The organism is Ruegeria sp. Alg231-54, assembly GCF_900143525.1.
Lineage (GTDB): Bacteria > Pseudomonadota > Alphaproteobacteria > Rhodobacterales > Rhodobacteraceae > Ruegeria.
In genome coordinates this window covers 738087-761068 of the sequence record NZ_FREZ01000001.1, presented here as the reverse complement: position 1 = coordinate 761068, position 22982 = coordinate 738087, and the positions used below count along the sequence as shown (strand labels likewise).

Sequence of the window (22982 nt, the reverse complement as noted above, 5' to 3'; positions counted from 1 at the left end):
TGATGACCGCCGAGACCCTGCAGATACCTGATTTCCTCACCGCTACGTTGGGCTTTGCGGTGTATCTTTTGGGGGTCGAGATCAACGCGCGCGTCACCGCATTACGCCAGTTTAACATTCCCGAACCTGTCACGGGTGGTCTGCTGGCCTCACTGGTCGTGCTGCTGTTGTATCTGGCCTTCGATCTTGAGCTGTCCTTTGACCTTGCTACACGGGATTTTCTGTTGGTGGTGTTCTTTGCGGGCATCGGTTTGAACGCACGGCTCTCTGACCTGATATCAGGCGGCAAGCCTCTGTTTTTACTTTTGATCCTGACTTTGGCGACGATTGTTGCACAAAACGGGATCGGGGCGATTGGGGCGTCTATGTTCGGCTATCCGGCGCAGGCCGGTGTTCTGTTCGGTTCGGCATCCTTGATCGGCGGCCACGGAACCGCAATTGCCTGGGCACCCGAGGTGGCCGAGGCCACCGGTCTGGACGGCGCGACCGAGTTGGGGGTTGCCGTTGCTACCCTCGGGCTGGTGCTGGCCGCTTTGATTGGCGGGCCGATCGCAAGGCTTTTGGTTGAGGGGCGCAACCTCAGCCCCGCGCGTCCGGATGAGGACCACACCGTCGGCCTGCCGATCGATTCCGACGAAACGGCAGTAAAGATCGACCATGTCACAATCATGCGGGTCTTGTTGTATCTCAATCTGGCGATCATCGCGGGGTATTTCTTGGGGGAGGTGATCAGTGCCGCTGGCCTGAAGCTGCCCCTGTTTGTGCCCTGTCTGATCATGGGCATCGTAATTGCAAATCTGCGGGCAACGTTTTTCCCCAGCCGTCCATCGATCGAACGTACACCCTCACTGGCGCTGATCTCGGAATTCTCGCTGGGCGCGTTTTTGGCGATGTCACTGATGAGCCTGCAGCTTTGGACCATCGCGGAACTGGGTCTGGCGATCGTGGTCATCATGTCGGCCCAAACCCTGTTTGCAGTGGCCTTTGTGATCTGGGTTCTGTTCCCGGTCATGGGCAGCAACTACCGCGCTGCCGTTCTGGCCGCTGGTTTCGGGGGGTTCGCTCTTGGCGCCACCCCGACTGCAATTGCCAATATGACCGCCGTCACCAAGCGATATGGCCCATCTCCTATTGCCTTTATCGTGCTGCCCCTTGTATCCGCATTCTTTGTGGATATCGCTAATGCCATCGTCATACAGACGATCGTCAATTTCTAAGGACCGAATATGCCCGACCTGCTGATCGAATTGTTTTCCGAGGAAATCCCCGCGCGCATGCAGACCCGTGCCGGCGATGACCTGAAAAAGCGGATCACCGATGGTTTGGTCGAGGCCGGTTTGACCTATGCCTCTGCTGCCTCTCTGACGACGCCGCGCCGCCTGACACTGGCGGTTGAAGGGCTGCTGGCGGAAAGCCCGATGATCAGCGAAGAACGCAAGGGTCCGAAAGTTGGCGCGCCGGACAAAGCCATCGAAGGGTTTCTGCGGGGCGCAGGTTTGACCCGCGATCAACTGGAAGAGCGTGAAACACCCAAGGGCGCGGTTTACTTCGCCACCATCGAAAAGCCCGGCCGCCCTGCGGCCGAGATTGTGGCCGAGGTGATTGAGGTGACGATCCGCAATTTCCCCTGGCCGAAATCCATGCGCTGGGGCAATGGCGGTCTGCGCTGGGTGCGTCCGCTGCACTCGATCCTGTGCATCCTGACCGATGAGGCTGGCGCGCAGGTCGTGCCGATGGAGATCGAAGACATCAAGACCGGCGACACCACCGAAGGTCACCGTTTCATGGCGCCGGGTCGCTTTGCGGTCTCGTCCTTCGAGGATTACGCCGCAAAACTGAAACGCGCGTTTGTGGTGCTGTCGCCTGCGGAGCGCGCAGAGCACATCTGGAACGACGCCCAGAACCTTGCCTTCGCGGCAGGGCTTGAGGTCGTTGACGACAAGGGCCTGCTGGCCGAGGTCGCTGGTCTAGTCGAATGGCCCGTGGTTCTGATGGGTCAGATCGATGACGAGTTTCTGGAACTGCCGCCCGAGGTTCTGCAAACCTCGATGAAAGAGCACCAGAAGTTCTTTTCCGTGAAGAACCCCAAAACGGGCCGGATTGAACGCTTCATCACCGTGGCCAACCGCGAAACCACCGACAACGGCGCGACCATTCTGGCCGGAAACCAAAAGGTGCTGTCGGCGCGTCTGGCGGATGCCAAGTTCTTTTGGGAGAACGACCTGCGCGTTGCCAAATCGGACATCGCCCAATGGACCTTCGCGCTGGAGAATGTGACCTTCCACAACAAGCTGGGAAATCAAGCCGAGCGGATCGACCGCATCGCGGCGCTTGCCCGCGAATTGGCCTCGGTGACCGGAGCAGATGCTGATCAGGCCGAGAAAGCCGCGCGTCTGGCAAAGGCCGATCTGAGTTCCGAGATGGTCTATGAATTCCCGGAACTTCAGGGGCTTATGGGTCGATATTACGTCGAAGCCGCCGGCGAGGACACCGCCGTTGCCGCCGTGGCGCAGGAACATTACTCGCCGTTGGGGCCGTCGGATGATGTGCCCATCGCGCCGTTGTCTGTAACTGTGGCGCTGGCCGACAAGTTGGACACGCTGACCGGGTTCTGGGCGATTGAGGAGAAGCCCACGGGATCGAAAGACCCGTTTGCCTTACGCCGCGCGGCGTTGGGCGTGACGCGATTGATACTCGAAAATGATTTGCGTCTAAGATTGGATCGGTTCTTTGATAGCCAATTGGTCCGGGCAGAGGGTGCCATCAATGACGCGTTGCCGAAATCAGATGTCGAGGACCTGCTGGAAGAAATCGCGGATCACGGCGTCTTCGGTGCAGCGTTCAAAGCGGTCAAAGACAATCTCGGCGACAAGCCGACCGATGAATTTCTGGGGTTGGAGAAGAAAGTCCCGGACGCGTCCGACGATCTCCTCTCCTTCTTCCACGACCGACTCAAAACCTTCCTCCGCGACGAGGGCATTCGCCACGACATCATCGACGCCTGCATCGCGATGGACGGCAATGATGACCTCAACCTGCTGGTCAAACGTGCCCGCGCGCTGAATGCCGTGATCGCGACTGAGGATGGCGAAAACCTCGTGCAGGGGTTCAAGCGCGCCAACAACATCCTGACCCAGGCCGAGGAGAAGGACGGGGTCGAGTATTCCTATGGCGCAGATATCAAGTTTGCGGAGACCGACAGCGAAAAGGCTCTGTTCGGCGCGTTGGAAACTGCACAGGCCAAGATTGACCTGGCGTTGAAGGCCGAAGACTTTCCGGCAGCCATGTCGGCCATGGCCGGCCTGCGCGGCCCGGTGGATGCGTTTTTTGAGGATGTTCAGGTCAATACCGACAATGACATCCTGCGCCGTAACCGCCTGAACCTGCTAAGCCAGATCCGTCAGGTCTGCTCCAGTGTTGCTGATCTGAGCCGCATCGAAGGCTGATCCAGAACGCCCTTGCGCCATTGGTGCAGGGGCTTATGCTGCGGTGAAATCAAAAGGTGCCGCAGTGCAGAATAATCCGCATACTACGCTTATCACGTCCGAAGCGCCCGTTGCCGCCAACACGCATGGCGGGCGGGCGAAATGTCTGCAACGTCTGGTTCGTCTGGAACTGCCGGTTCCACGAACGGTCGCGTTGTCGTTTGATGCGGTGCATCAGATATCGGACGGCCAGGTGCCGGATTTAGCTGCTGTTCTTGAGCAATTTGATCAGACCGCGCTGCTGTGTGTCCGGCCCAGTTCCGAAGATCCCGATTGGGGCGGCCCGGGTGCCATCCTGAACATCGGCATGAATGACGCGCGCTATGTCGACCTGTCGGATTCGATGGGGGTTGAGGCCGCGGCTGCGTTGTATCTGCGCTTTGTCCAAAGCTACGCGGTTCATGTTGCGCGGCTGGACCCAGATGTGTTTGACGAGATTGACGCAGATGGCCGTGAGGGGCTGCAGGAATCTCTGAGGGCTTACGAAGATGAGACGGACGAAGCCTTTCCACAGGATCGCGGAGAGCAGCTGATTGCCGTGCTGCGTTCGATGGCACGCGCATGGGAGGGCACCTCGGCGCGATTGTTGCGTCAGGCAAAGGGGGCGCCGGCGGACGCGGGTCTGGGTTTGGTGATCCAAGAGATGATCCCCGGCGTTGGGCAGGGCGAGTGCGGATCGGGTGTGCTGCAACTAATTGATCCGACTACTGGATTGCCTCAGATCACCGGTCGGTATCTGAGCCAAAGTCAGGGGCGGGATGCGCTGGGGGAAGGCGTCGCGGCGCTGTACCTGGAAAAGGATCCGCGCGGAAAGTCCCTGGAGGAGGTCGCGCCCAAGGCATTTGCGGACCTCAAAACGCATGCGGCGCTGATGCGGGTCAAGCTGCGCGAGGAAATGCAGGTCGAGTTCGTGATTGAAAACGGCCACGTTCACATTTTGGATGGTGTCCGGGTTCAACGCAGCGCACGCGCGGCGATGCGGATCGCTGTGCGCCTGGCCGAAGACGGGATCATTCCTCCGCAAGAGGCTGTAATGCGGGTTGATCCACATTCCCTGAACGAGCTGTTGCACCGGCAGGTTCACCCTGATGCGGAACGCGACACCCTGACCACCGGAATTGCCGCCAGTCCGGGTGCTGCGACCGGCAAAATCGTTTTCACCTCGGCCGAGGCTCAGGCAAGCGCCGCGCGGGGAGAGCCGTGCATTTTGGTGCGCCGTGAAACCTCCCCGGAAGATGTGCGCGGTATGCATGCCGCCGTGGCGGTCCTGACGGAAAAGGGCGGCATGACCAGCCACGCGGCCGTGATTGGCCGGGGTTTGGGCCTGCCGTGCATCGTCGGCGCGTCCGAGATGCGGTTTCAGACAAAGAAAAAACAGCTGATGGCTCCCGACGGGCGGGTTTTCAAAACAGGCGACACATTGACCATCGACGGCAGCTCGGGTCAGGTGTTGGCGGGGAGGCCGACGATGCTCGAGGCCGCGCTGGATGATTGTTTTCAGACCCTGATGGGGTGGGCGGACGCAGAACGGGACATTGCAATTCGCGCCAACGCGGACACACCCGCAGACGCACAAACAGCGCGGAACTTCATGGCGCAAGGGATCGGGTTGTGTCGGACCGAGCACATGTTCTTTGACCCCGGTCGTCTGATCGTAATGCGCGAAATGATCTTTGCGCAGACCTCATCCGGTCGCGAAGCGGTGTTGGAACGCTTGTTGCCGATGCAGCGCGATGACTTCGCGCAGCTTTTCCGGATCATGGAGGGACAGCCTGTCTGTATCCGTCTGTTCGATCCACCGTTGCACGAGTTTCTTCCAACCACGCGCACCGGCCAACGCGAACTTGCCGAAGCGCTAGACCTGCCGGTCTCAGATGTCGAACGCAGGGTCGACGCCATGACCGAATATAACCCGATGCTGGGCCTGCGCGGCGTACGTCTGGGTGTGACGGTTCCCGAAATCTACGACATGCAGGCGCGTGCGATTTTCGAGGCGACGCTTGAAGCCAGCAAAGACGGCGCACCGGTGGTGCCCGAGGTGATGATCCCGCTGGTATCCGCCAAGCGCGAGGTCGAACTGGTCAAGGCGCGCATCGATTCTGTGGCAGCAGCCGTCGCCGGTGAACGCGGGCAGGAATTTGAGTATCGGCTAGGCGTGATGGTCGAAACCCCTCGGGCCTGTTTGCGGGCGGCCGAAATCGCGCCGCAAACCGCGTTTTTAAGTTTCGGAACGAACGATCTGACGCAGATGACCTATGGCTTGTCCCGCGATGACGCAGGCCGGTTCATGTCGGCTTATGTCCGGCAGGGTGTCTTTGTCGAAGACCCGTTTCATGTGTTGGACGCGGACGGAGTTGGCGAATTGCTTAAACTGGGGGCTGAACGCGGCAGGCAAGCACAACCGGAAGTGACGTTGTCGGTTTGCGGCGAACATGGCGGTAACCCCGAATCAATCGCCATTTGCCGAGAATTGGGCTTTGACTACGTGTCCTGTTCACCCTTCCGAGTACCTGTCGCTCGGCTGGCTGCCGCTCAACTGGCGATTTCGTCCAGACTTGGGGGTTGACAGAAGGGCGGCACTCTAGAATTAGTAGGTAACAGAAAGCGCCGTCGTCAAATATTGTTGACGAAACGGCGATTTTCCACTTGCTTTTCCGTCAGAACTGGACGTCGCCGTTTGAATTCGGTATGAGCCTCATCGCGCCCGCCGGGGGAGGGTCTGGCGCTAATTGTGCCTGTGCGAGGTTATCTGATGCTACGATACATATTGGCTGTTGCCACATTGGCAGCAACCGTGCTGCCGAGTGTTTCCGTCGCCGAGAGGGAAGCCACCGAATCTGCCAAACGCGAACTGGTAACCCGGAGCGAATTGCCCGGGCAAAAGTTTCGCGACTACTTGGGCCTGTTCAAGCCACGTAAAGAACCTGTGCTGCAACAGGTGTCCTATTCCAAGGATTGGCTGGATCAACTGCCGACTGCCGCTGGTGACGAGAATTTCAAATGTCTGGCTGAGGCGCTTTACTTTGAAGCGCGCGGCGAAAGCGTTCGCGGTCAGTTTGCCGTGGCCGAGGTGATCCTGAATCGGGTCAAAAGTAGCCGCTTTCCAAGTTCGCTGTGCGGGGTGATCAAGCAGGGAACCGGTAAGAAGTACCAATGCCAGTTCACCTACACCTGCGATGGTCAGAAAGAAGTTATCCGCGAGAAAAGAGCCTATGAGCGTGTGTCTAAGGTTGCCCGCGCGGCAATGGACGGCGTTGGCGTCGGGCTGACCGAAGGGGCGACCCATTACCACACCAAGGCGGTGCGCCCGTCATGGTCGCGCGTCTACAAAGAAACGGCCCGGATCGGCGTTCACATTTTCTACCGCCACAACTATCGGACCGCGAGCAACTGATTGACGCGCCCGCGCTGGAACCTTGATGGCGCGGGGCGTTTTCTGCCTTATGTAGCGGGCCAGGAGGTCCGCCATGATGTTGTCCCGCAGACGGTTTCTGCAAACTTCGACCGCGCTTGCCCTGCTGCCAAAGGTAGCGCATGCGGTCAGCTCTGATCTGGTCGCGCAAGAAGCGGTGCAACAGATTGCGCCTGACGGATATCCAGCTACGCCGGTTTGGACCTATGGCGGTCGCGTTCCCGGTGTCGACATCCGGTTGCCTCAGGGGGGACGCGTTAGCCGCAAGCTGATAAACAACCTGTCTCAACCGACGGCAGTGCATTGGCACGGGATCCGGATCGACAACGCAATGGATGGCGTGCCCGGATTGACGCAGGACGCTGTCGAGACGGGTCAATCCTTCGACTATGACTTTGTTGCGCCCGATGCAGGAACTTATTGGTATCACTCGCATAACCGGTCTACCGAACAAGTCGCCCGAGGTCTCTATGGACCCCTGATCGTTGAAGAATCTAGCCCGCCGGATGTTGATCAGGATCTGACGCTGATGCTGGACGATTGGCGGCTAGACCCTGAAACCGCGCATATCGCGGACGATTTTGACAATGGACACGACCTTAGCCATGCGGGGCGGCTGGGTAATCTGGTGTCCGTCAACGGCGGCTTTGATCCGGCTTATCCTGTTGGATCGGGGGAACGATTGCGATTGCGTCTGATCAATGCATCGAACGCTCGGATATTTGATTTGGCGTTGGACGGGCTGGCAGGTTGGATCGTGGCGCTGGATGGCATGCCTCTGGCAGTTCCATTGCCTGTAGAGGAGAGATTCCCACTTGCGCCCGCACAACGGGCAGACCTTGTCGTGGATGTGACGTCCGCGTCCGGAGATGTCGCGGGTCTCGCAAGTATCGAGCGGGATGGCGGCTATGGCTTGGTACGCTTTCAAGTTTCCGAAGCGTCCACATCGCAAAGGCAGGGTATTGAACCATTGCCTGCGAACAATATGCCTGAATTTCAGTATGATCAGGCACCGCTGCATCGCATGTCCCTGCAGGGCGGCGCGATGCGATGGCTGGAAGGGGCCAAGCTTGGTGATCAGGACCTGACAGGCCGTGAGCTGGCTCAATTGGGCCGGTTCTGGGCGTTGAACGGATACGCGGAGCGACCCAAGGACCCGTTTCTGGATGCGCGTCTGGGTCAGGTGCACCGGATCGAGTTTGTGAACGAAACCGTTTTCCCTCATGCCATGCACCTGCATGGTCACCACTTCCGGCTCATCCTGCCGGATGGCAGTTTGGGGCCTTGGCGCGACACTGTACTGGTGGACCGGGGCCAGACCCGTCAGATCGCGTTGGTCGCGGACAATCCGGGAGACTGGCTGCTGCATTGCCATATGCTGGGACACGCTGCTTCGGGTATGATGAGCTGGTTCCGCGTAACCTGACGCCGCATTCGATGGCTGGAAAGACGCATGTTGCGGTGTTATACGCCCGCGCATCGTTTATTTTGGGCAAATACGTCCACAAAGCCCGAAAAGGTCCGCCTGTATGAGCTCTGAAATCCGTCTTGCCTTTGCGCACCCGTCCGAGCGGTCCGAAGCGACCGCTGCCCGGGGGCCGTTGGATCGTATTTCTCTGCGTGACCATATCGTCGAGGTTGAAATCGGCGCGTTTCAGGCCGAGCGTGGAACGACCCAGCGTATCTGTTTTAACATCGTGGTCGAGGTTCGCCCGCTGACCGATCCCATCGACGATGACGTGGATCGCATCCTGTCCTACGACCGGGTGACTGAGGCGATCGCGTATGAGCTTGCGGCGGAACGTCTTAACCTGCTTGAGACTTTAGCAGACCGGGTGGCCGAGCGAATTTTACTTGAACCGCAGGCCGTAAGAGCTTTTGTCAGAATAGAAAAACTTGATCGCGGTCCCGGCGCCTTGGGTGTTGAGATTGTGCGCGGAAAAGACAAGACTCACCACGATGTCGTCGAGGAAGAGCGCCCGCATCCCCGACTGGCTTTCCTGTCGAACGAGGCCATCGCATCGTCAAATCTGACCGGGTGGATCGATCAGCTGGAAAATCGTGAACGCCCGTTGATCCTATGTGTCGGCGCGGCGGATATGCCTGTTTCACAGACTGGCCACGCGATGACCCAACGCCGAATTGATCTGTTGTCGATTGAACAGAACGCTTGGGTTTTGGCTGCCCGCGATCACCGCTGCGTTGTCGTTTCAACGCGGACCGAGCTGGATTGGGCCATGAAGAATGGCCAGATTTGCGTCTGGGCACCCTCAAAAATTGTACTGGATGCTGTTGACGGCCAATCGGCGGCACCTTCGGATGCTGTCGCGCTGGCCGCATGGTTTGCTGCCACTTTTGAGGCGAGCGAGATGATGGTGATCGGCGGCGCGCTGCCCGACGCCCCGGAAACCCCGTTGCGTGCGATCTCGGTGGACCAGGCGCAACTGTGACCGCGTATTTTCGACCTTTGGTTCAGCATGGTCCGAACCGTCCGTCGGGGGCTGTCCAAATTGCGGGCCAACCGCTGTGGTTTACCCATGTCGAACGGTTAAGCCGTGAAGAGCCCCCAAGGGTCATTGCTGTGCAGGATGTGCCAGACGATGCGCTGGACCGTCTGACGCGTCCGCGTACCGATGTTGCGGGCCTTGCCATGGATCGTCCGCACATTATGGGCATTCTGAATGCGACCCCAGACAGTTTCTCGGATGGCGGTGTGCACAATTCGGTCAGCGCGGCCCAATCTGCGGCTGAACAGATGGTGTCACAAGATGCAACCATTCTGGATATTGGCGGCGAATCGACGCGACCCGGAGCAACCTTCGTGCCCGAAGATGAAGAGATCGCCCGGACCCGCCCCCTGATCGAAGCCATCAAATCCCGCACTGATGCGTTAATATCCATCGATACGCGCAAATCCGCCGTCGCCAAAGCAGCGTGGGAGGCCGGAGCAGGGCTGATCAACGACGTAACCGGCTTTACCTTTGATCCACAGGTGGCACCGTTTTGTGTAAAAGTTGGTGCCCCGGTTTGTGTGATGCACATGCAGGGCGACCCGGGCACGATGCAGGACAACCCGACCTATGACGACGTTCTGCTGGATGTCTACGATTTCCTTGAGGGTCAGGTGGATCGTCTCGAATATCTCGGGTTAGATCGGGATCAGATTATTGTTGATCCGGGCATAGGGTTTGGCAAGACCGAGGCGCACAACTTGGCCTTGTTGAAGGGGATCAGTCTGTTTCACGGTTTGGGTTGCCCGATCCTGTTGGGCGTGTCCCGAAAAGGTATGATCGGGCAAATTGGCAAAGAGCCGCGCAAGGACGCCCGCGCGCCGGGATCAATCGCCGTCGGGCTGGCTGGATTGTCACAAGGCGTTCAGATTCTGCGTGTGCACGATGTTGCAGAAACCGCTCAGGCCTTGCGCCTTTGGGCCGCCGTCCGGTAAGGCGGAGGCAGGCAAGAAATGACGGAGTGACATTATGCGCAAGCTGTTCGGAACCGATGGGGTGCGGGGGACCGCCAATACCCATCCAATCACGGCCGAAATGGCATTGCGCATCGGGGCCGCCGCTGGCCGTTACTTCCGCCGTGACCAATCCGACGTCCACCGCGTTGTGATCGGTAAAGATACGCGCCTGTCTGGCTATATGGTGGAAAACGCCCTCACGGCCGGATTGACTTCGACCGGGATGAACGTGTTGCTGCTTGGGCCGGTTCCGACGCCCGCTGTCGGTCTGATGACACGGTCGATGCGCGCGGATCTTGGGGTGATGATCTCGGCCAGCCATAACCCGGCCGAGGACAACGGTATCAAGTTCTTTGGTCCTGACGGATACAAGCTGTCTGATCAGGCGGAACTCGAGATTGAAAGGCTGATCGAAGAAGGTGTCAAACCTGCGCAGGCACGGAATATCGGCCGTGCCAGACGGGTGGATGATGCGCGGTTCCGATATGGTGAGCGCGTCAAATCTTCGCTGTCGCGTGACTTGCGTTTAGACGGGCTAAAAGTTGTAGTCGATTGCGCCAATGGGGCCGCGCACCGCACGGCGCCCGAGGTTTTGTGGGAATTGGGTGCCGAGGTGATCCCGGTCGGCATCACGCCTAATGGTAAGAATATCAACCTCAACTGTGGCTCGACCAAACCGCAGATGGCTGCCGAAACTGTCGTGGCCCATGGTGCAGATGTCGGGATTTGTCTGGACGGTGACGCCGATCGCGTCGTTGTGATCGACGAGAATGGCCAAGTCGCAGACGGCGACCAGTTAATGGCGCTTTTGGCGACCAGTTGGGCTGAGGCAGACCGCCTGAAAGGCGGCGCGCTGGTTGCAACGGTTATGTCGAACCTTGGCCTGGAACGTCATCTTGAAAGCCATGGCTTGCGTCTGGAACGCACCGGCGTCGGGGACCGCTATGTCGTTGAACGGATGCGCGAAGGCGGGTTCAATCTGGGCGGCGAACAATCAGGACATATCGTCATGAGCGATTACGCGACCACAGGCGACGGCCTGATGGCGGGCCTCCATTTCCTGGCAGAGATGGTTCATACGGGTCGCAAAGCATCGGAATTGTCGGTGCAGTTCGAAACCGTACCGCAAATGCTGAAGAACGTGCGCTACGGCGAAGGACAAGCCCCGCTTGAGGCCGCCAGCGTGCAGGCTGCAATTTCTGACGCCGAGGCGCGGCTGAACGGGCAGGGGCGATTGCTGATCCGCAAGTCGGGTACGGAACCTCTGATCCGCGTCATGGCGGAATGTGAAGATGACGCGCTGCTGACCCAGGTTGTCGACGGCATCGTTGCCGAGGTCGAGGCCGTCACAGGCTAGCGCCCGGTTAGCATCTTTCGCAGGCTGAACCACTGACTGATGGCCAGCCCGGTCAGGATCATAGCCAGCGCCACGAAAAAGCGCAGCGGCAACGCCTCGGACAGCACCCATGCGCCGAACACCATCGACCAGATTGGCACTTGGTAGTTAACGAGTGTCATGAACACCGATCCTGCGCTGCGAATGACGGATACGCGCAGCAGTGTTGCGAATGCCGTAGGGACCAACCCCAAAACGATGATGGCAATGCTTGGGCGGGTACCTTCCCATGTCGGGACGCCTTCAGTCACGAACATGATCGGCAGCAGGATTACTGCGCCGACCAGCAGGGTTAGGGCGGCCAGAACCACAGGATCAATGGGCGGACATTGACGGGTGAAGATCGACGCCAGGGAATAACACAAGGCGGCCCCGATGCATGCTAGCTGCGCCAGAGGTTCTGAACCGTGGCCAAGTTGCGCCAAACCGGGGCCAATCAACACCAACGCACCGCTGAATCCAAGGGTCACGCCCACCAGTTTTCTCAGGTTCAAAGGCTCGTCTGAAAAGAAATGTGCCAGCGGCAGAACCATCAGCGGAATCGCGGCCATCGACAGGCCGGCAAAGGCCGAAGGCACGTATTGCTGTCCCCAGCTTAGCAAAACAAAGGGCAGGGCAGACGACAAGATACCGATCACAATGACCGAGGTCCAAAGGGCGGCGGATCCGGAAGGTAGCTTGCGGTTTGTGACCGCCATCAACCCCAGCAACATCATGGCACCCAACGTAGTGCGCGCGGTGGCGACGGTGATAGGTCCGTACCCTTCCAGTGCCATGGCAACGACCATGAACGTCCCGCCCCAGATCAGGCCGAGGGTGATAACACCGCTCCAATCGCGGGATGTGGGGTGCTGGACCATCTTAGTTTCGCCTTGAGGCTTGGCCAAAAAAGGGCGGCCTGATGGGCCGCCCCTTCGCATTCGCTTGGTGGGATCAGTTCTTTTCCTGATCGACCAACTTGCCAGCAGAGATCCACGGCATCATGTCGCGCAGTTTCTTACCGACCTGCTCGATCTGATGCTCATCATTGTGGCGGCGAGCCGCTTTGATGGTCGGCTGACCAACAGCGTTTTCCAGCATGAAGTCACGCACGAATTTGCCGGTTTGGATGTCCGACAGCGTCTCTTTCATCGCTTTCTTGGTCTGCTCATAAGGCAGGATCCGTGGGCCGGTGACGTACTGGCCGTACTCGGCAGTGTTCGAGATCGAATAATCCATGTTCGCGATACCGCCTTCATAGATCAGGTCAACGATCAGCTTGGTCTCGTGCAGACATTCGAAATAGGCCATTTCGGGCGCATAACCTGCCTCAACCAGAGTTTCGAAACCACAACGGATCAGTTCGACGATACCGCCGCACAGAACGGCCTGCTCACCGAACAGGTCGGTTTCGCACTCTTCGCGGAAGTTGGTTTCGATGATGCCCGAGCGGCCGCCACCGATGGCCGAGCAATAGGACAGGCCGATTTCCAGCGCTTTGCCGGTAGCGTCGTTGTTCACGGCAACCAGGCAAGGCACGCCGCCGCCTTTGACGTATTCGCCGCGCACGGTGTGGCCGGGGCCTTTGGGGGCCATCATGATGACGTCGATGCCTTCTTTCGGCTCAATCAGGCCAAAGTGGACGTTCAGGCCATGGGCAAAGGCAATGGCAGAGCCGGGCTTGATGTTGTCATGCACGTATTTCTTGTAGGTCTCAGCCTGCAGTTCGTCGGGCATGGTGAACATGATGACGTCGCACCAGGCTGCCGCTTCCGCGATGCCCATGACTTCCAGACCTTCGGCTTCGGCTTTTTTGGCGGATGCCGAGCCTTCGCGCAGAGCGACGACAAGGTTCTTCGCGCCTGAGTCGCGCAGGTTCAGTGCGTGGGCGTGGCCTTGGCTGCCGTAGCCCAGGATCGCCACTTTCTTGTCTTTGATCAGGTTGATGTCGCAATCGCGATCGTAATAGACGCGCATGTCGCCGGTCCTTTCTGGTTAGATTGCCGAGGGTTTTACCTGCCGGATGTTGTATTGGCGATAGGGTTGCACTTGAGTATTTGTGAAAAAGATGAAGAATAATTCGTGTAACACCAGAAATGCGAAAAATTCATGCTTGATGACATAGACCGCCGAATCCTGCGCCACTTTCAGGCCGATCCCAGCCTGACTGCTGCGGAACTGGCCGAGCGTTGCCGTATCAGCCAGGGTGTCTGCTGGCGCCGGGTCGAAAAGATGCAGGCAACCGGAATAATCCAGGGGCAGGAGGCCGTGATCGATTGGGCGGCGCTTGGGTATGCGGTCGAGGTTTCGCTGCGCGTAACGCTGGACAAGACGCAATCGCGCGCGTTTGACGAATTTACTGCCGCCGCCCGGCAAGTGCCCGAGGTGATCGAATTGCAAACATTTCTGGGCAGGGTGGATGTGCGGCTGTCCGTGATTGCCAGAGACATGTCACACTATCAACAACTCTACCGTGACCGCATTCTGACCCTGCCGCATATCGCGGATATTGAGGCCCTGATGCATATCGCGAGGGTCAAGAGCGAAGAGGTCTTGCCGGTATGACCGAATTGGATGAGCTGGACCGAAAGATACTGTGTGCGTTGGCTCAGGACGCCTCCCAGAGCGCCGGGGCGTTGGGGCGTAAGCTTGGCCTGTCACAACCGGCAACATGGCGGCGCATCCGCCGGCTGGAAACCTCGGGCGTTATCAAAGGTCGCCGGCTGCGCCTGAATGCCGAGGCGTTGGGATTTGGCGTGACCGTGTTCCTTGGCGTGAAACTGGCGCGCAAGGGCCAAATCAGTCTGGAAGATTTTGAGCGTGCCGTCAGTGCGATCCCCGAAGTTCAGACAGTTGAGCATGTGCTGGGTCTGTACGATTATCGCCTGCGGGTGGTTGCCCGCGACCTGTCGGATTTTGAGCGGGTCCTGCGCCGTCGGATCATGACCTTGCCCGGCGCAGGAGATGTCGAAGCCAACGTTCTACTTAGCGAGGAACGTTTGCCGGGACCGATCGGATAAGCCCGTTCAGTACCGCGTGCGGATGCAATATCCCGGATGGTGCGTCATCCGGGCAAATGCCATCGGATTTCCGTTCTTCCAGGTCGTGCGCTCTAGCTGGATCATCGACGTTCCAGGCGTGGTTCCCATGAATTCCGCCAATCGTCCGTCCGCGGAGATCGCGCAAAAGGAGACCTCAGCCTCGGTAAACGGAGAGGCGTTCAATAGCCATTCATGTGGGCCGTGGGTGCTCAGATCGGCATGCTCGATTTCGGGCACCGCTTCTATGTTGATCCAGCGTTCTTCCAACTGGAAGGGACGGTTGTCGGCATAATGCATGCAGATGACTTGCAGGACGCGAATATCAGCGGATACACCGATCTGCGAAGCCAGCCAACCGGGGCTTGCGACCACGTTGCGTTCAACCAGCGAGTACCGATAGGTTGCATTTTGGCTTTCAACCGTTTGACGAGCCAAAGAAAATTCTAGCTTTGCATGCTTGCTGGGTTCCTTTTTGACCCGGGTCCCGCTTTTGCGTTTGCGCTCGACAAATCCCTGATCAGAAAGCTCGCGCAGGGCACGGTTCACTGTCGCGCGTGCGCAATTGAATTCCTCGGCAAGCTGTGTTTCGGTTGGCAGAAGCGATCCCTGCGGCCAAATCCGGCTCTCGATCCGCCGTTTGACTTCGTCCCGTACAACTTGAAAACTGATCCGCTTATGCGCATTCACCTGTCGAAATACCTTTCTTCTGCAAAGTGAGTGCATCTGGTCAGAAACACGTCAGAGTGTAAAGGGCGGCTGACACTAATTGGCGTCATTTCTTGCCAGATTCGACCAACAAAATATCATTTGAGTGTTTTGTTTTTAGTTCCCTTAGGCCAGATATTCGGGTTCAGTACGGGTCTCGGCAAATTAACCCGGGTCGTGAGGCCGCTGACGACAATTTGAAAGGACAAACCATGCCAGCGCTATTGGACACCGTCGATCCCTCTGGGCTCGAAGAGTTCTCGGTCGTGTTTACGGATCGTTCTCTGAACCACATGTCGGTTCAGTTTCAGCAGGTGATGCGCGACATCTCGGGCTTGCTGAAGGATGTATATAACGCGGATGGCGTGGCAATTATCCCTGGTGGTGGCACCTATGGGATGGAGGCCGTTGCCCGGCAATTTGCGCGCAACGCCAGTGTAATGGTTGTGCGGAATGGGTGGTTTTCCTACCGTTGGAGCCAGATCATCGAATCCGGTGATCTGACGGCGTCAGCGACGGTTCTCAAAGCTCGTGAAACCGGCAATTCCAGCCCGTCGCCCTTTGCCCCCGCACCGATTGACGAGGTTGTTTCAACAATCCGTGAACAGCGTCCGGATGTTGTATTTGCCCCACATGTAGAGACCTCGGCCGGTGTCATTCTGCCCGACGATTACGTGACCGCCATGGCCGCGGCGGCGCATGAGGTCGGGGCGTTAATGGTGCTGGACTGCATCGCATCGGGTTGTGCCTGGGTCGACATGAAGGCCACCGGCGTAGACGTCCTGATCTCGGCCCCCCAGAAAGGCTGGAGCGCATCGCCCTGTGCGGGTCTTGTCATGTTATCTGAGCGTGCCGAAGCGCGGTTGGAGGAGACGACGTCTGACAGCTTTGCCGTTGATCTGAAGAAATGGCGGCAGATCATGCAGGCCTATGAAAATGGCGGGCACGCGTATCACGCGACCATGCCCACGGACGCGTTGAAGGCGTTCCGCGATACGATGGTCGAAACCGAGCGAAGCGGTTGGGAAACTCTTCGAAATGCTCAATGGAATCTGGGAAATGGAGTGCGGGAGCTCTTGAAGGGATACGGTATTATCTCTGTTGCGGCAGACGGATTTGGCGCGCCGGGTGTCGTGGTCAGCTATACCTCGGACCCGGATGTTCAGAATGGCAAGAAATTTGCCGCTTTGGGCATGCAGATCGCAGCAGGTGTGCCGTTGCAATGTGATGAACCCGAAGGTTTCAGCACCTTCCGCCTTGGTCTGTTCGGTTTGGACAAATTGTATGACGTTGACGGCACCATCGAACGGCTCAAGCGCGTGCTGGATCAGGTTCTGTGAAACTGTTCGGGCCTTAGCGTACGCCGAGGCCCATTTGCATCAAGGTCTTGCGAACAGCCGGCAAGGAATAGAGCGCATTCAGCCCCATTGCCCGCACGTCTCTTAATGGTCGCGCTTCAATCATTGAGGCGCGGTTCAACAGATCGATTCCTTTGACCCGCATCTCGATCTCGGTATGGCGGGCTTTATGATAGGCATCGAGCATCTGCGTGTCGCCCAAGCCTTCGGGGCGGGCCTGCGCCAGTTCCAGCAGACTGCTCAGATCGCCCAGCGACATGTTTAACCCCTGTGCGCCAATTGGCGGCACCACATGGGCGGCTTCGGCCATCAGTGCGACACGCTCGCCTGACAGACGTTCTGCTGATTGGCTGATGATCGGCCAGATGGTCCGGCGCGAGGCCAGTTTTAACGGTCCGAACAACCCACAGGACCGTTCGGTCATCAGCGCCTCAAACGCTTCGGGCTCGGTGTTCAGCAACTCAACCGCGCGGGGTCCGCGCTCCATCCACACAATCGCCGATGAAGGTTGTCCCTGCCAGTCAGGCAGGGGGACCAGGGTGAAGGGCCCACCCGAGCGGTGAATTTCCGTCGAAACATTGTCGTGCGGGATGGGATGTGTGACCGCAAAGGCCAATGCCTTCTGGCCATAGCGCGTTGTATGAACGTTGATCCCAGCCGCCTCTCGCATGGGAGAGTTGCGCCCGTCAGCGGCGACCACCAGCTTGCAACGAATGCGGCTGCCGTCACTCAGGCCGACGCGCGCTTCGGCGGTGCGGGTGAACAGACTGACAGTGCCTGTACCGGGGCGGAAATCGACATTGGGCAGTTCGGCCAGTCGTGCCACCATCTCGCGCCGCAGCAGCCAGTTGGGCAGGTTCCAGCCGAAGGGCAGATCCGAAATATCTGCGGCGTTGAAATCGCGCACAACGCGGGGTTCAGGAAAATCTCCGCCTGCATCCACAATCCGCATGATCTGTAAGGGGGCCGCGTGTGCGTCCAGCCGTTGCCACAACCCGCATTGCTCTAACAAGCCGTGCGCTGGTTGCAAAAAGGCGGTAGTCCGCAAATCAGAGCCGTCCACGTCGCGCTCGGTTATCGGGGGCGTCGGGTCGACGCAAATAACGTCGAATCCGGCGGCTCCAAAGGCCGCTGCGGCGGTCAGACCGGCGATTCCACCGCCTGAAATCAGGATATCACAGCTGTCTTTCATGACCTTGGCCTCCGAGTGTTGGGCAGAACCTAGTTCGGTTCTGCATCGGGTGCCAAGTGACATCCTGTCCCGCGTGTCAGCCGCGTGAGATCAGGATGAGGATCAGGAACATCACCGGCACCATCATCACGGCTGGGATGTACAGGCCCGGCAGGCCGAACAATAGGGCAGAACAGCCGCACATGCTGAAAATCGCGGCCGCTGTATAACCCCAATCTGCGCCCCTTGCATGAGCGGCATCCTTGGCCAGCCAGCCAAACAGGGGAACTGCAAATAACAGGCGCTGCCAGATGGGCAGGCGTCCGGGCATCTCGATTGCGCTCATGGGGTCTCTGATTCTGTTCGTCGCTGAGGCGCATATAGGGTCGATGATGCACCTGCAGAATGTGCAGATCGTCGCAGTGTGACAGCCTATCGCAGGCGGGCCAGAAACGCGGTCAAATCGTCGGTGTGATGGTGGATATGATCGGCCTCGTGCGGCTGGGGCGCGACGTGAACTGTGCGCATTCCCATCGCGTGCGGAGCAGCCAGATTGCGCGGATCATCTTCGAACATGGCCGCCTTGTCGGCGTCGATGCCATCCTGTGCAAAGATCGCCTCGAACGCGGCCTGTTCGGGTTTTGGACGATAGCCCGCGTGTTCTACGCCATAAACCGCATCGAACAAACCGCTGAGGCCGCGTGCTTTTAGCACACGTTCGGCATAAGGCGCGCTGCCGTTGGTGTAAACGATGCGACGGCCGGGCAAGGACCTGATGTGGTCGGCCAACTCGGCGTCGGGGTCCATGTGGCTCATGTCCACCTGATGCACGGCGTATAGATATGGGTCGGGGTCCAGGTCATGCTCGGCCATCAAGCCGGCCAGCGTGGTGCCGTATTCCCGCCAATAGTGCGAGCGCAGACGATCGGCCTCGGCCCGGTCGACGCCAATGGCCTGCACCACATAGTCCGTCATCAGCACCTCGATCTGGTCGAATAGTTGCATATGAGGCGGGTACAGCGTGTTGTCGAGGTCGAACACCCATTGGGTGACGTGCGAAAAGGAAGGTTTGACCATGGGTTGGGTTTAGGCCGCCATGCACAGGTTTTCAATGCTACACTTGATTGCACGGGCCTGAGGCGGATAGACATGTCCGAACGAGGAGAAGAAACACCCCATGCCGCAATCCCGTCAGCCCAACAAAGACGCCTATAGCCTTATTCTCGAAGCGATTGATGTGGGCGTTTACAAGCCCGGCGACCGATTGGTCGAAAGTGAGCTGGCAGAACGGTTTGGCGTGTCTCGCACGCCGATCCGCGAAGCGTTGCAGCGCCTTGAGACGCAGTCCCTGCTGGAGCGTGACGGACGATCACTGATCGTGGCCTCATTGGATCACAACCAAATGGCCGAACTGTACGTGGTTCGGCGCGAGTTGGAGGGGTTGGCCGCAAAGCTGGCCGCGAAACACGCCACCGAAGAAGAGATCAAAGTGCTGCAGGACATGGTCGCCGCTGACGATGCGCTGGTGAATGATCCAACGGCACTGTCGCGTGCCAACCGGCGGTTTCATGAACAGATCCATCTGGCTTCGCACAACCGGTATCTGGTGCAGCAGTTGAATCTTGTGCACCGCACAATGGCTCTGATGGCTACGACCTCGCTTGCCGTTCAGGGTCGCGGCGAGATTGCGCAAAGTGAGCATAAGGGCATTGTCGAGGCGATCACCGCACGGGATGAAGAGGCGGCAGAGCGCGCGCTGAAAGAACATATCTCGGTGGCGTTCATGACCCGGCTGAAACAGGATGCGGTGCTGCGCGAGAAATGACCGTTAGTGCGGCTGTACTTCTTCGCGGGCCTGCCCATGCTGAGTTTTGTCCCAGAAGAACGGGTTGCTGGCCAATTCCCACAGGGCTTTGTAGGCGGCTAATACGCCCAACGGAAAATACAGCGGCATTGTTGGAACCCACGGCATCAGGAACCGTCTTTCCTGTGCTGCTACGGCCAGCATTCCAACGATCAGATTGGTAACCTCAGCCACCAGAAACAGGCTGATGAGTGCGTAGAAGGCCCAATCAGACAAAAGCGGATCGAACGGGCCAGGCAAGCCCAGTGTCGCCAACCAGAACAGCCATAGGACTGGTGCCAGTAGAAACTGGCCAATAGTGCCCAAGAAGAATGCCTGAAAGCCGAAAAAGCGTTTGAATCCCAATTCGTTAAGCAGGCGCCGCGGCGCGCGCATGTGTACCAGGTAGGTCACCATGAACCCCTTCAGCCAGCGCGAACGTTGTTTGACCCAGGGCCAGGCGCGAAAATTCGCCTCTTCATAGGTGGTGGTATCAACCATCTCGGTTCGATAGCCCGCGCGGCTGAGGCGCACACCCAGATCTGCATCTTCGGTCACGTTGTGGGCATCCCAACCGCCAAGCTCCAGCAGTTTGTCCCTGCGAAAAAAGAATGTTGTGCCCCCAAGGGGGACGACCAGACCCAGATGCGCAATGCCTTGCAGGATGATCCGAAACCAGCTGTTGTATTCGATGGTAAAGCAGCGTGACCGCCAACTGGTGCGTGGGTTGTAATAATCCAGAACACCCTGCAGACAGACGACATCTTCATCAGCCCGCGCAAAATGCCGGACCACTCGTTCGATCTGATCCGGTTGCGGGGCGTCCTCGGCATCCCACACTCCCAGAATGTCACCACGGCAAAAATCCAACGCGTAGTTCATCGCGCGGGGCTTGGTCGTCAGCCCGTTCAGTTCCGGGACTTCCACTGTTCTGATCCAGCTGGGTAAATCCACACGGCTTACTGTGGTGCGCGTGACCTCATCTGAGGCCTCCAGCACCAGAATGATGTCCAACAACGCCTTTGGGTAGGTCAGGCGTTGCAGCCGCTTAATTAAAGCGCCTGCTATTTCTCGTTCTTTGTAAAGGGGCACCATCATCGATACGCGCGGCAATCGCAGTGGAACAGGCTCGGGGTTTGGGCACACTTGGCGGCATCTCATAAGGTATGAGACCAAGCCCGCCACGCGCAAAACCATGAACAAGAGCAGTGAAACGGTGGCCGTGGTCAAAAGAGCAGCCAGACCAACCAGAGGAATGGCTGTAAAAAAGAAAAGAAGTCCTGCAAGGGCCGCGATGGGACCCGCGCGCGCTGTTGGGGTCCAGGACCGACAGCTCTTATCTTCGTCGACCCGGGTTTCCGCGCCTTTTGTCAAAGTGTCTGAAAACGCGCCGGCGATCGCGTGATCAATCTGACTGGCCGATGCAAGTACCGGTGCAATCGTGTGTTCGGTGTGGGACAGGGCAGCGCGCACCGCGGCAAAGCGGTTTGGATTCGCGGTCGCGACCAGCAGAATCGGGCCGATGCGTTGCCATGGGATCACATTATGCTTCAGCCAGAACTCGACCGGTTTGATGTCACATAAGGTCGGCGCGGGGGGCGTGTCTTCTAGATCGGCGATTTGCAGGTTGGTTTGCTCGGACAGGGCATACATGACCTCCTGACGGCTGATCCAACCCTCTCCAACAAGGATCTCGCCCAGTGGGGCCTGTTGTCTGGACTGCAGATGCAGCGCCATTTCCAGCTGCGCAGTGGTAATGCAACCACGTTCGACCAAACAGGTGCCCAAGGGTTTCCGCGACCGAACAGAAATCGGCGCGGCGCGTGCGAATTGCTGCAGGCTATGTTCAACCATTTAGTATCCCTGACACGGTGACTCGCGTCAGGGTGGCTCAATCAAGGTTAACAGCGCGTTAACACTAAACGATGAAGTGGTTAAGCCTGTGCTTTCTTGTCTGCCATAGCGTCGGCAAAGCGTTCGAACAGATAGTAGCTGTCCTGTGGGCCAGGCGAGGCTTCGGGGTGGTGCTGCACTGAATAGACAGGGCGATCGGTCATGCGGATGCCGCAGTTGGACCCGTCAAACAACGAGCGGTGGGTTTCCACAACGCCGTCGGGCAGGGACTGGGCGTCCACCGCAAAGCCATGGTTCATCGAGGTGATCTCGACCTTGCCGGTATCCAGGTCTTTGACTGGGTGGTTGGCCCCGTGGTGGCCGTGGTTCATCTTGACGGTATGGCCGCCCAAAGCCAGCGCCAGCATCTGGTGTCCCAGGCAGATGCCAAAGACGGGCAGGTCAGTGGCGTCCAGAACTTCTTTGATCATAGGCACGGCGTATTCACCGGTGGCTGCCGGGTCTCCGGGGCCGTTCGACAGGAACACGCCATCGGGATTATGGGCCAGCACCTCGGCGGCCGTCGCCGTTGCAGGCAGAACCGTGACGTCGCAGCCAGCCGAGGCGAGGCAGCGCAGGATATTGCGCTTTGCGCCAAAGTCCACGGCGACAACTTTAAGAACCGGAGCTTCCTGACGTTTGTATCCGTCCGGCCAGGCCCACCGCATTTCGTCCCAGCGATAGCTTTGGGCGCAGGTGACCTCTTTGGCCAGATCCATACCTTCCAGACCGGCAAAGCCGCGCGCGGCGGCGACCAGTGCCTCGATATCAAAGTTACCGTCGGGATCATGCGCCAACGCGACATGAGGTGCGCCTTGCTGGCGGATGGCGCGGGTCAGGCGGCGGGTGTCCACACCGCCGATGGCGATTCGGCCACGGCGGGCCAGCCAGGTTTTCAATTCCTCAGCCGAGCGCCAGTTCGATGGCTCGGTGGGGTCCCATTTGACCACCATCCCGGCGGCAACCGGATCGCCGGTCTCGTCATCCTCAGGGTTCACGCCGACATTGCCGATATGAGGGAAGGTGAAGGTCACGATTTGTCCCGCATAAGAGGGGTCGGTCATGATTTCCTGATATCCGGTCATGGCGGTGTTAAAGCACAGTTCAGCCACGGTTTGGCCGGTGGCGCCGAAGCCCATACCGTAGAACAATGTACCGTCGGCCAATGCCAGACATGCGGTGGGCTTGGACGGGGCGTTCTGGGCCATGGCGCGACTCTCCTGCAAGGTAAAC

The 22982-nt window shown here is 58.7% G+C and carries 20 protein-coding genes; 12 read left to right on the top strand and 8 right to left on the bottom strand.

Features of this window, described 5'->3' with window-relative positions:
* Positions 1-2: 2 nt before the first annotated feature.
* The 8 genes from gltS to glmM all read left to right on the top strand — a co-directional run bounded on the left by gltS (position 3) and on the right by glmM (position 11720).
* Complete coding sequence (gltS, locus tag DHN12_RS03765; protein WP_108858922.1) at positions 3-1217, top strand: sodium/glutamate symporter; 1215 nt, start codon at positions 3-5, stop codon at positions 1215-1217.
* A 9-nt stretch (positions 1218-1226) separates the two neighbouring features.
* Entirely contained in the window at positions 1227-3446 is a 2220-nt protein-coding gene (gene glyS / locus DHN12_RS03760) for a glycine--tRNA ligase subunit beta (protein WP_108858921.1), read from the top strand.
* 43 nt (positions 3447-3489) lie between these two features.
* Positions 3490-6051 carry a putative PEP-binding protein gene (locus tag DHN12_RS03755; protein WP_108858920.1) on the top strand — a complete coding sequence of 854 codons (2562 nt, stop codon included), beginning with the start codon at positions 3490-3492 and terminating at the stop codon, positions 6049-6051.
* 186 nt (positions 6052-6237) lie between these two features.
* Positions 6238-6879, top strand: coding sequence for a cell wall hydrolase (locus DHN12_RS03750; RefSeq protein WP_108858919.1), 642 nt, complete (start codon positions 6238-6240; stop codon positions 6877-6879).
* 73 nt (positions 6880-6952) lie between these two features.
* Positions 6953-8323 (top strand): multicopper oxidase family protein, encoded by a 1371-nt coding sequence (locus tag DHN12_RS03745; protein ID WP_108858918.1) that lies wholly within the window; start codon positions 6953-6955, stop codon positions 8321-8323.
* A gap of 103 nt (positions 8324-8426) precedes the next feature.
* A complete protein-coding gene (locus tag DHN12_RS03740) occupies positions 8427-9347 on the top strand; it encodes a dihydroneopterin aldolase (RefSeq protein ID WP_108858917.1) in 921 nt (306 codons plus the stop codon).
* Complete coding sequence (gene folP / locus DHN12_RS03735) at positions 9344-10342, top strand: dihydropteroate synthase (protein WP_108858916.1); 999 nt, start codon at positions 9344-9346, stop codon at positions 10340-10342. The genes DHN12_RS03740 and folP overlap by 4 nt, the downstream gene beginning before the upstream one ends.
* A gap of 34 nt (positions 10343-10376) precedes the next feature.
* On the top strand, positions 10377-11720 hold the full coding sequence (gene glmM / locus DHN12_RS03730; protein WP_108858915.1) for a phosphoglucosamine mutase: 1344 nt from the start codon (positions 10377-10379) through the stop codon (positions 11718-11720).
* On the opposite strand, the gene DHN12_RS03725 is transcribed toward glmM, so the two are convergent.
* On the bottom strand, positions 11717-12619 hold the full coding sequence (locus DHN12_RS03725) for a DMT family transporter (protein ID WP_108859107.1): 903 nt from the start codon (positions 12617-12619) through the stop codon (positions 11717-11719). The two genes, glmM and DHN12_RS03725, sit on opposite strands and share 4 nt — an antisense overlap.
* A gap of 73 nt (positions 12620-12692) precedes the next feature.
* Complete coding sequence (gene ilvC / locus DHN12_RS03720; protein ID WP_108858914.1) at positions 12693-13715, bottom strand: ketol-acid reductoisomerase; 1023 nt, start codon at positions 13713-13715, stop codon at positions 12693-12695.
* 132 nt (positions 13716-13847) lie between these two features.
* Between ilvC and DHN12_RS03715 the strand changes: the two genes are divergently transcribed.
* Together DHN12_RS03715 and DHN12_RS03710 are read left to right on the top strand one after the other, a co-directional pair.
* The gene (locus tag DHN12_RS03715) at positions 13848-14303 is read left to right on the top strand and encodes an Lrp/AsnC family transcriptional regulator (protein WP_108858913.1); all 456 of its coding nucleotides are present in this window, start codon (positions 13848-13850) and stop codon (positions 14301-14303) included.
* A complete protein-coding gene (locus DHN12_RS03710) occupies positions 14300-14758 on the top strand; it encodes an Lrp/AsnC family transcriptional regulator (RefSeq protein ID WP_108858912.1) in 459 nt (152 codons plus the stop codon). Before DHN12_RS03715 ends, DHN12_RS03710 begins: the two co-directional genes overlap by 4 nt.
* Positions 14759-14764: 6 nt before the next feature.
* On the opposite strand, the gene DHN12_RS03705 is transcribed toward DHN12_RS03710, so the two are convergent.
* Positions 14765-15466 (bottom strand): GntR family transcriptional regulator, encoded by a 702-nt coding sequence (locus DHN12_RS03705; protein ID WP_199913463.1) that lies wholly within the window; start codon positions 15464-15466, stop codon positions 14765-14767.
* Positions 15467-15696: 230 nt separating this feature from the next.
* Between DHN12_RS03705 and DHN12_RS03700 the strand changes: the two genes are divergently transcribed.
* Complete coding sequence (locus DHN12_RS03700) at positions 15697-16824, top strand: aminotransferase class V-fold PLP-dependent enzyme (RefSeq protein WP_108858911.1); 1128 nt, start codon at positions 15697-15699, stop codon at positions 16822-16824.
* Positions 16825-16837: 13 nt separating this feature from the next.
* On the opposite strand, the gene DHN12_RS03695 is transcribed toward DHN12_RS03700, so the two are convergent.
* The 3 genes from DHN12_RS03695 to DHN12_RS03685 form a co-directional block, all read right to left on the bottom strand.
* Entirely contained in the window at positions 16838-18034 is a 1197-nt protein-coding gene (locus DHN12_RS03695) for a UbiH/UbiF family hydroxylase (RefSeq protein WP_108858910.1), read from the bottom strand.
* A gap of 76 nt (positions 18035-18110) precedes the next feature.
* Positions 18111-18359 (bottom strand): hypothetical protein, encoded by a 249-nt coding sequence (locus DHN12_RS03690; RefSeq protein ID WP_108858909.1) that lies wholly within the window; start codon positions 18357-18359, stop codon positions 18111-18113.
* Between the two features lie 86 nt (positions 18360-18445).
* Positions 18446-19090, bottom strand: a complete 645-nt coding sequence (locus DHN12_RS03685; protein WP_108858908.1) for a pyrimidine 5'-nucleotidase — start codon at positions 19088-19090, stop codon at positions 18446-18448.
* Between the two features lie 100 nt (positions 19091-19190).
* Here DHN12_RS03685 and DHN12_RS03680 point away from each other — a divergent pair, with 100 nt between their 5' ends.
* Entirely contained in the window at positions 19191-19838 is a 648-nt protein-coding gene (locus DHN12_RS03680; RefSeq protein ID WP_058273905.1) for a GntR family transcriptional regulator, read from the top strand.
* A 3-nt stretch (positions 19839-19841) separates the two neighbouring features.
* Here the strand turns inward: DHN12_RS03680 and DHN12_RS03675 are convergent, their stop codons facing one another.
* Complete coding sequence (locus tag DHN12_RS03675; RefSeq protein ID WP_199913462.1) at positions 19842-21710, bottom strand: glycosyltransferase; 1869 nt, start codon at positions 21708-21710, stop codon at positions 19842-19844.
* An 80-nt stretch (positions 21711-21790) separates the two neighbouring features.
* On the bottom strand, positions 21791-22957 hold the full coding sequence (gene carA, locus DHN12_RS03670) for a glutamine-hydrolyzing carbamoyl-phosphate synthase small subunit (RefSeq protein WP_108858907.1): 1167 nt from the start codon (positions 22955-22957) through the stop codon (positions 21791-21793).
* Positions 22958-22982: the final 25 nt, after the last annotated feature.

Bases quoted from the DNA above. Each gene is read 5' to 3' on its own strand.
- gltS (WP_108858922.1), top strand. From the start codon at position 3: ATGACCGCCGAGACCCTGCAGATACCTGATTTCCTCACCGCTACGTTG.
- glyS (WP_108858921.1), top strand. From the start codon at position 1,227: ATGCCCGACCTGCTGATCGAATTGTTTTCCGAGGAAATCCCCGCGCGC.
- DHN12_RS03750 (WP_108858919.1), top strand. From the start codon at position 6,238: ATGCTACGATACATATTGGCTGTTGCCACATTGGCAGCAACCGTGCTG.
- DHN12_RS03745 (WP_108858918.1), top strand. From the start codon at position 6,953: ATGATGTTGTCCCGCAGACGGTTTCTGCAAACTTCGACCGCGCTTGCC.
- DHN12_RS03740 (WP_108858917.1), top strand. From the start codon at position 8,427: ATGAGCTCTGAAATCCGTCTTGCCTTTGCGCACCCGTCCGAGCGGTCC.
- glmM (WP_108858915.1), top strand. From the start codon at position 10,377: ATGCGCAAGCTGTTCGGAACCGATGGGGTGCGGGGGACCGCCAATACC.
- DHN12_RS03725 (WP_108859107.1), bottom strand. From the start codon at position 12,619: ATGGTCCAGCACCCCACATCCCGCGATTGGAGCGGTGTTATCACCCTC.
- ilvC (WP_108858914.1), bottom strand. From the start codon at position 13,715: ATGCGCGTCTATTACGATCGCGATTGCGACATCAACCTGATCAAAGAC.
- DHN12_RS03715 (WP_108858913.1), top strand. From the start codon at position 13,848: ATGCTTGATGACATAGACCGCCGAATCCTGCGCCACTTTCAGGCCGAT.
- DHN12_RS03710 (WP_108858912.1), top strand. From the start codon at position 14,300: ATGACCGAATTGGATGAGCTGGACCGAAAGATACTGTGTGCGTTGGCT.
- DHN12_RS03700 (WP_108858911.1), top strand. From the start codon at position 15,697: ATGCCAGCGCTATTGGACACCGTCGATCCCTCTGGGCTCGAAGAGTTC.
- DHN12_RS03695 (WP_108858910.1), bottom strand. From the start codon at position 18,034: ATGAAAGACAGCTGTGATATCCTGATTTCAGGCGGTGGAATCGCCGGT.
- DHN12_RS03690 (WP_108858909.1), bottom strand. From the start codon at position 18,359: ATGAGCGCAATCGAGATGCCCGGACGCCTGCCCATCTGGCAGCGCCTG.
- DHN12_RS03685 (WP_108858908.1), bottom strand. From the start codon at position 19,090: ATGGTCAAACCTTCCTTTTCGCACGTCACCCAATGGGTGTTCGACCTC.
- DHN12_RS03680 (WP_058273905.1), top strand. From the start codon at position 19,191: ATGCCGCAATCCCGTCAGCCCAACAAAGACGCCTATAGCCTTATTCTC.
- DHN12_RS03675 (WP_199913462.1), bottom strand. From the start codon at position 21,710: ATGGTTGAACATAGCCTGCAGCAATTCGCACGCGCCGCGCCGATTTCT.
- carA (WP_108858907.1), bottom strand. From the start codon at position 22,957: ATGGCCCAGAACGCCCCGTCCAAGCCCACCGCATGTCTGGCATTGGCC.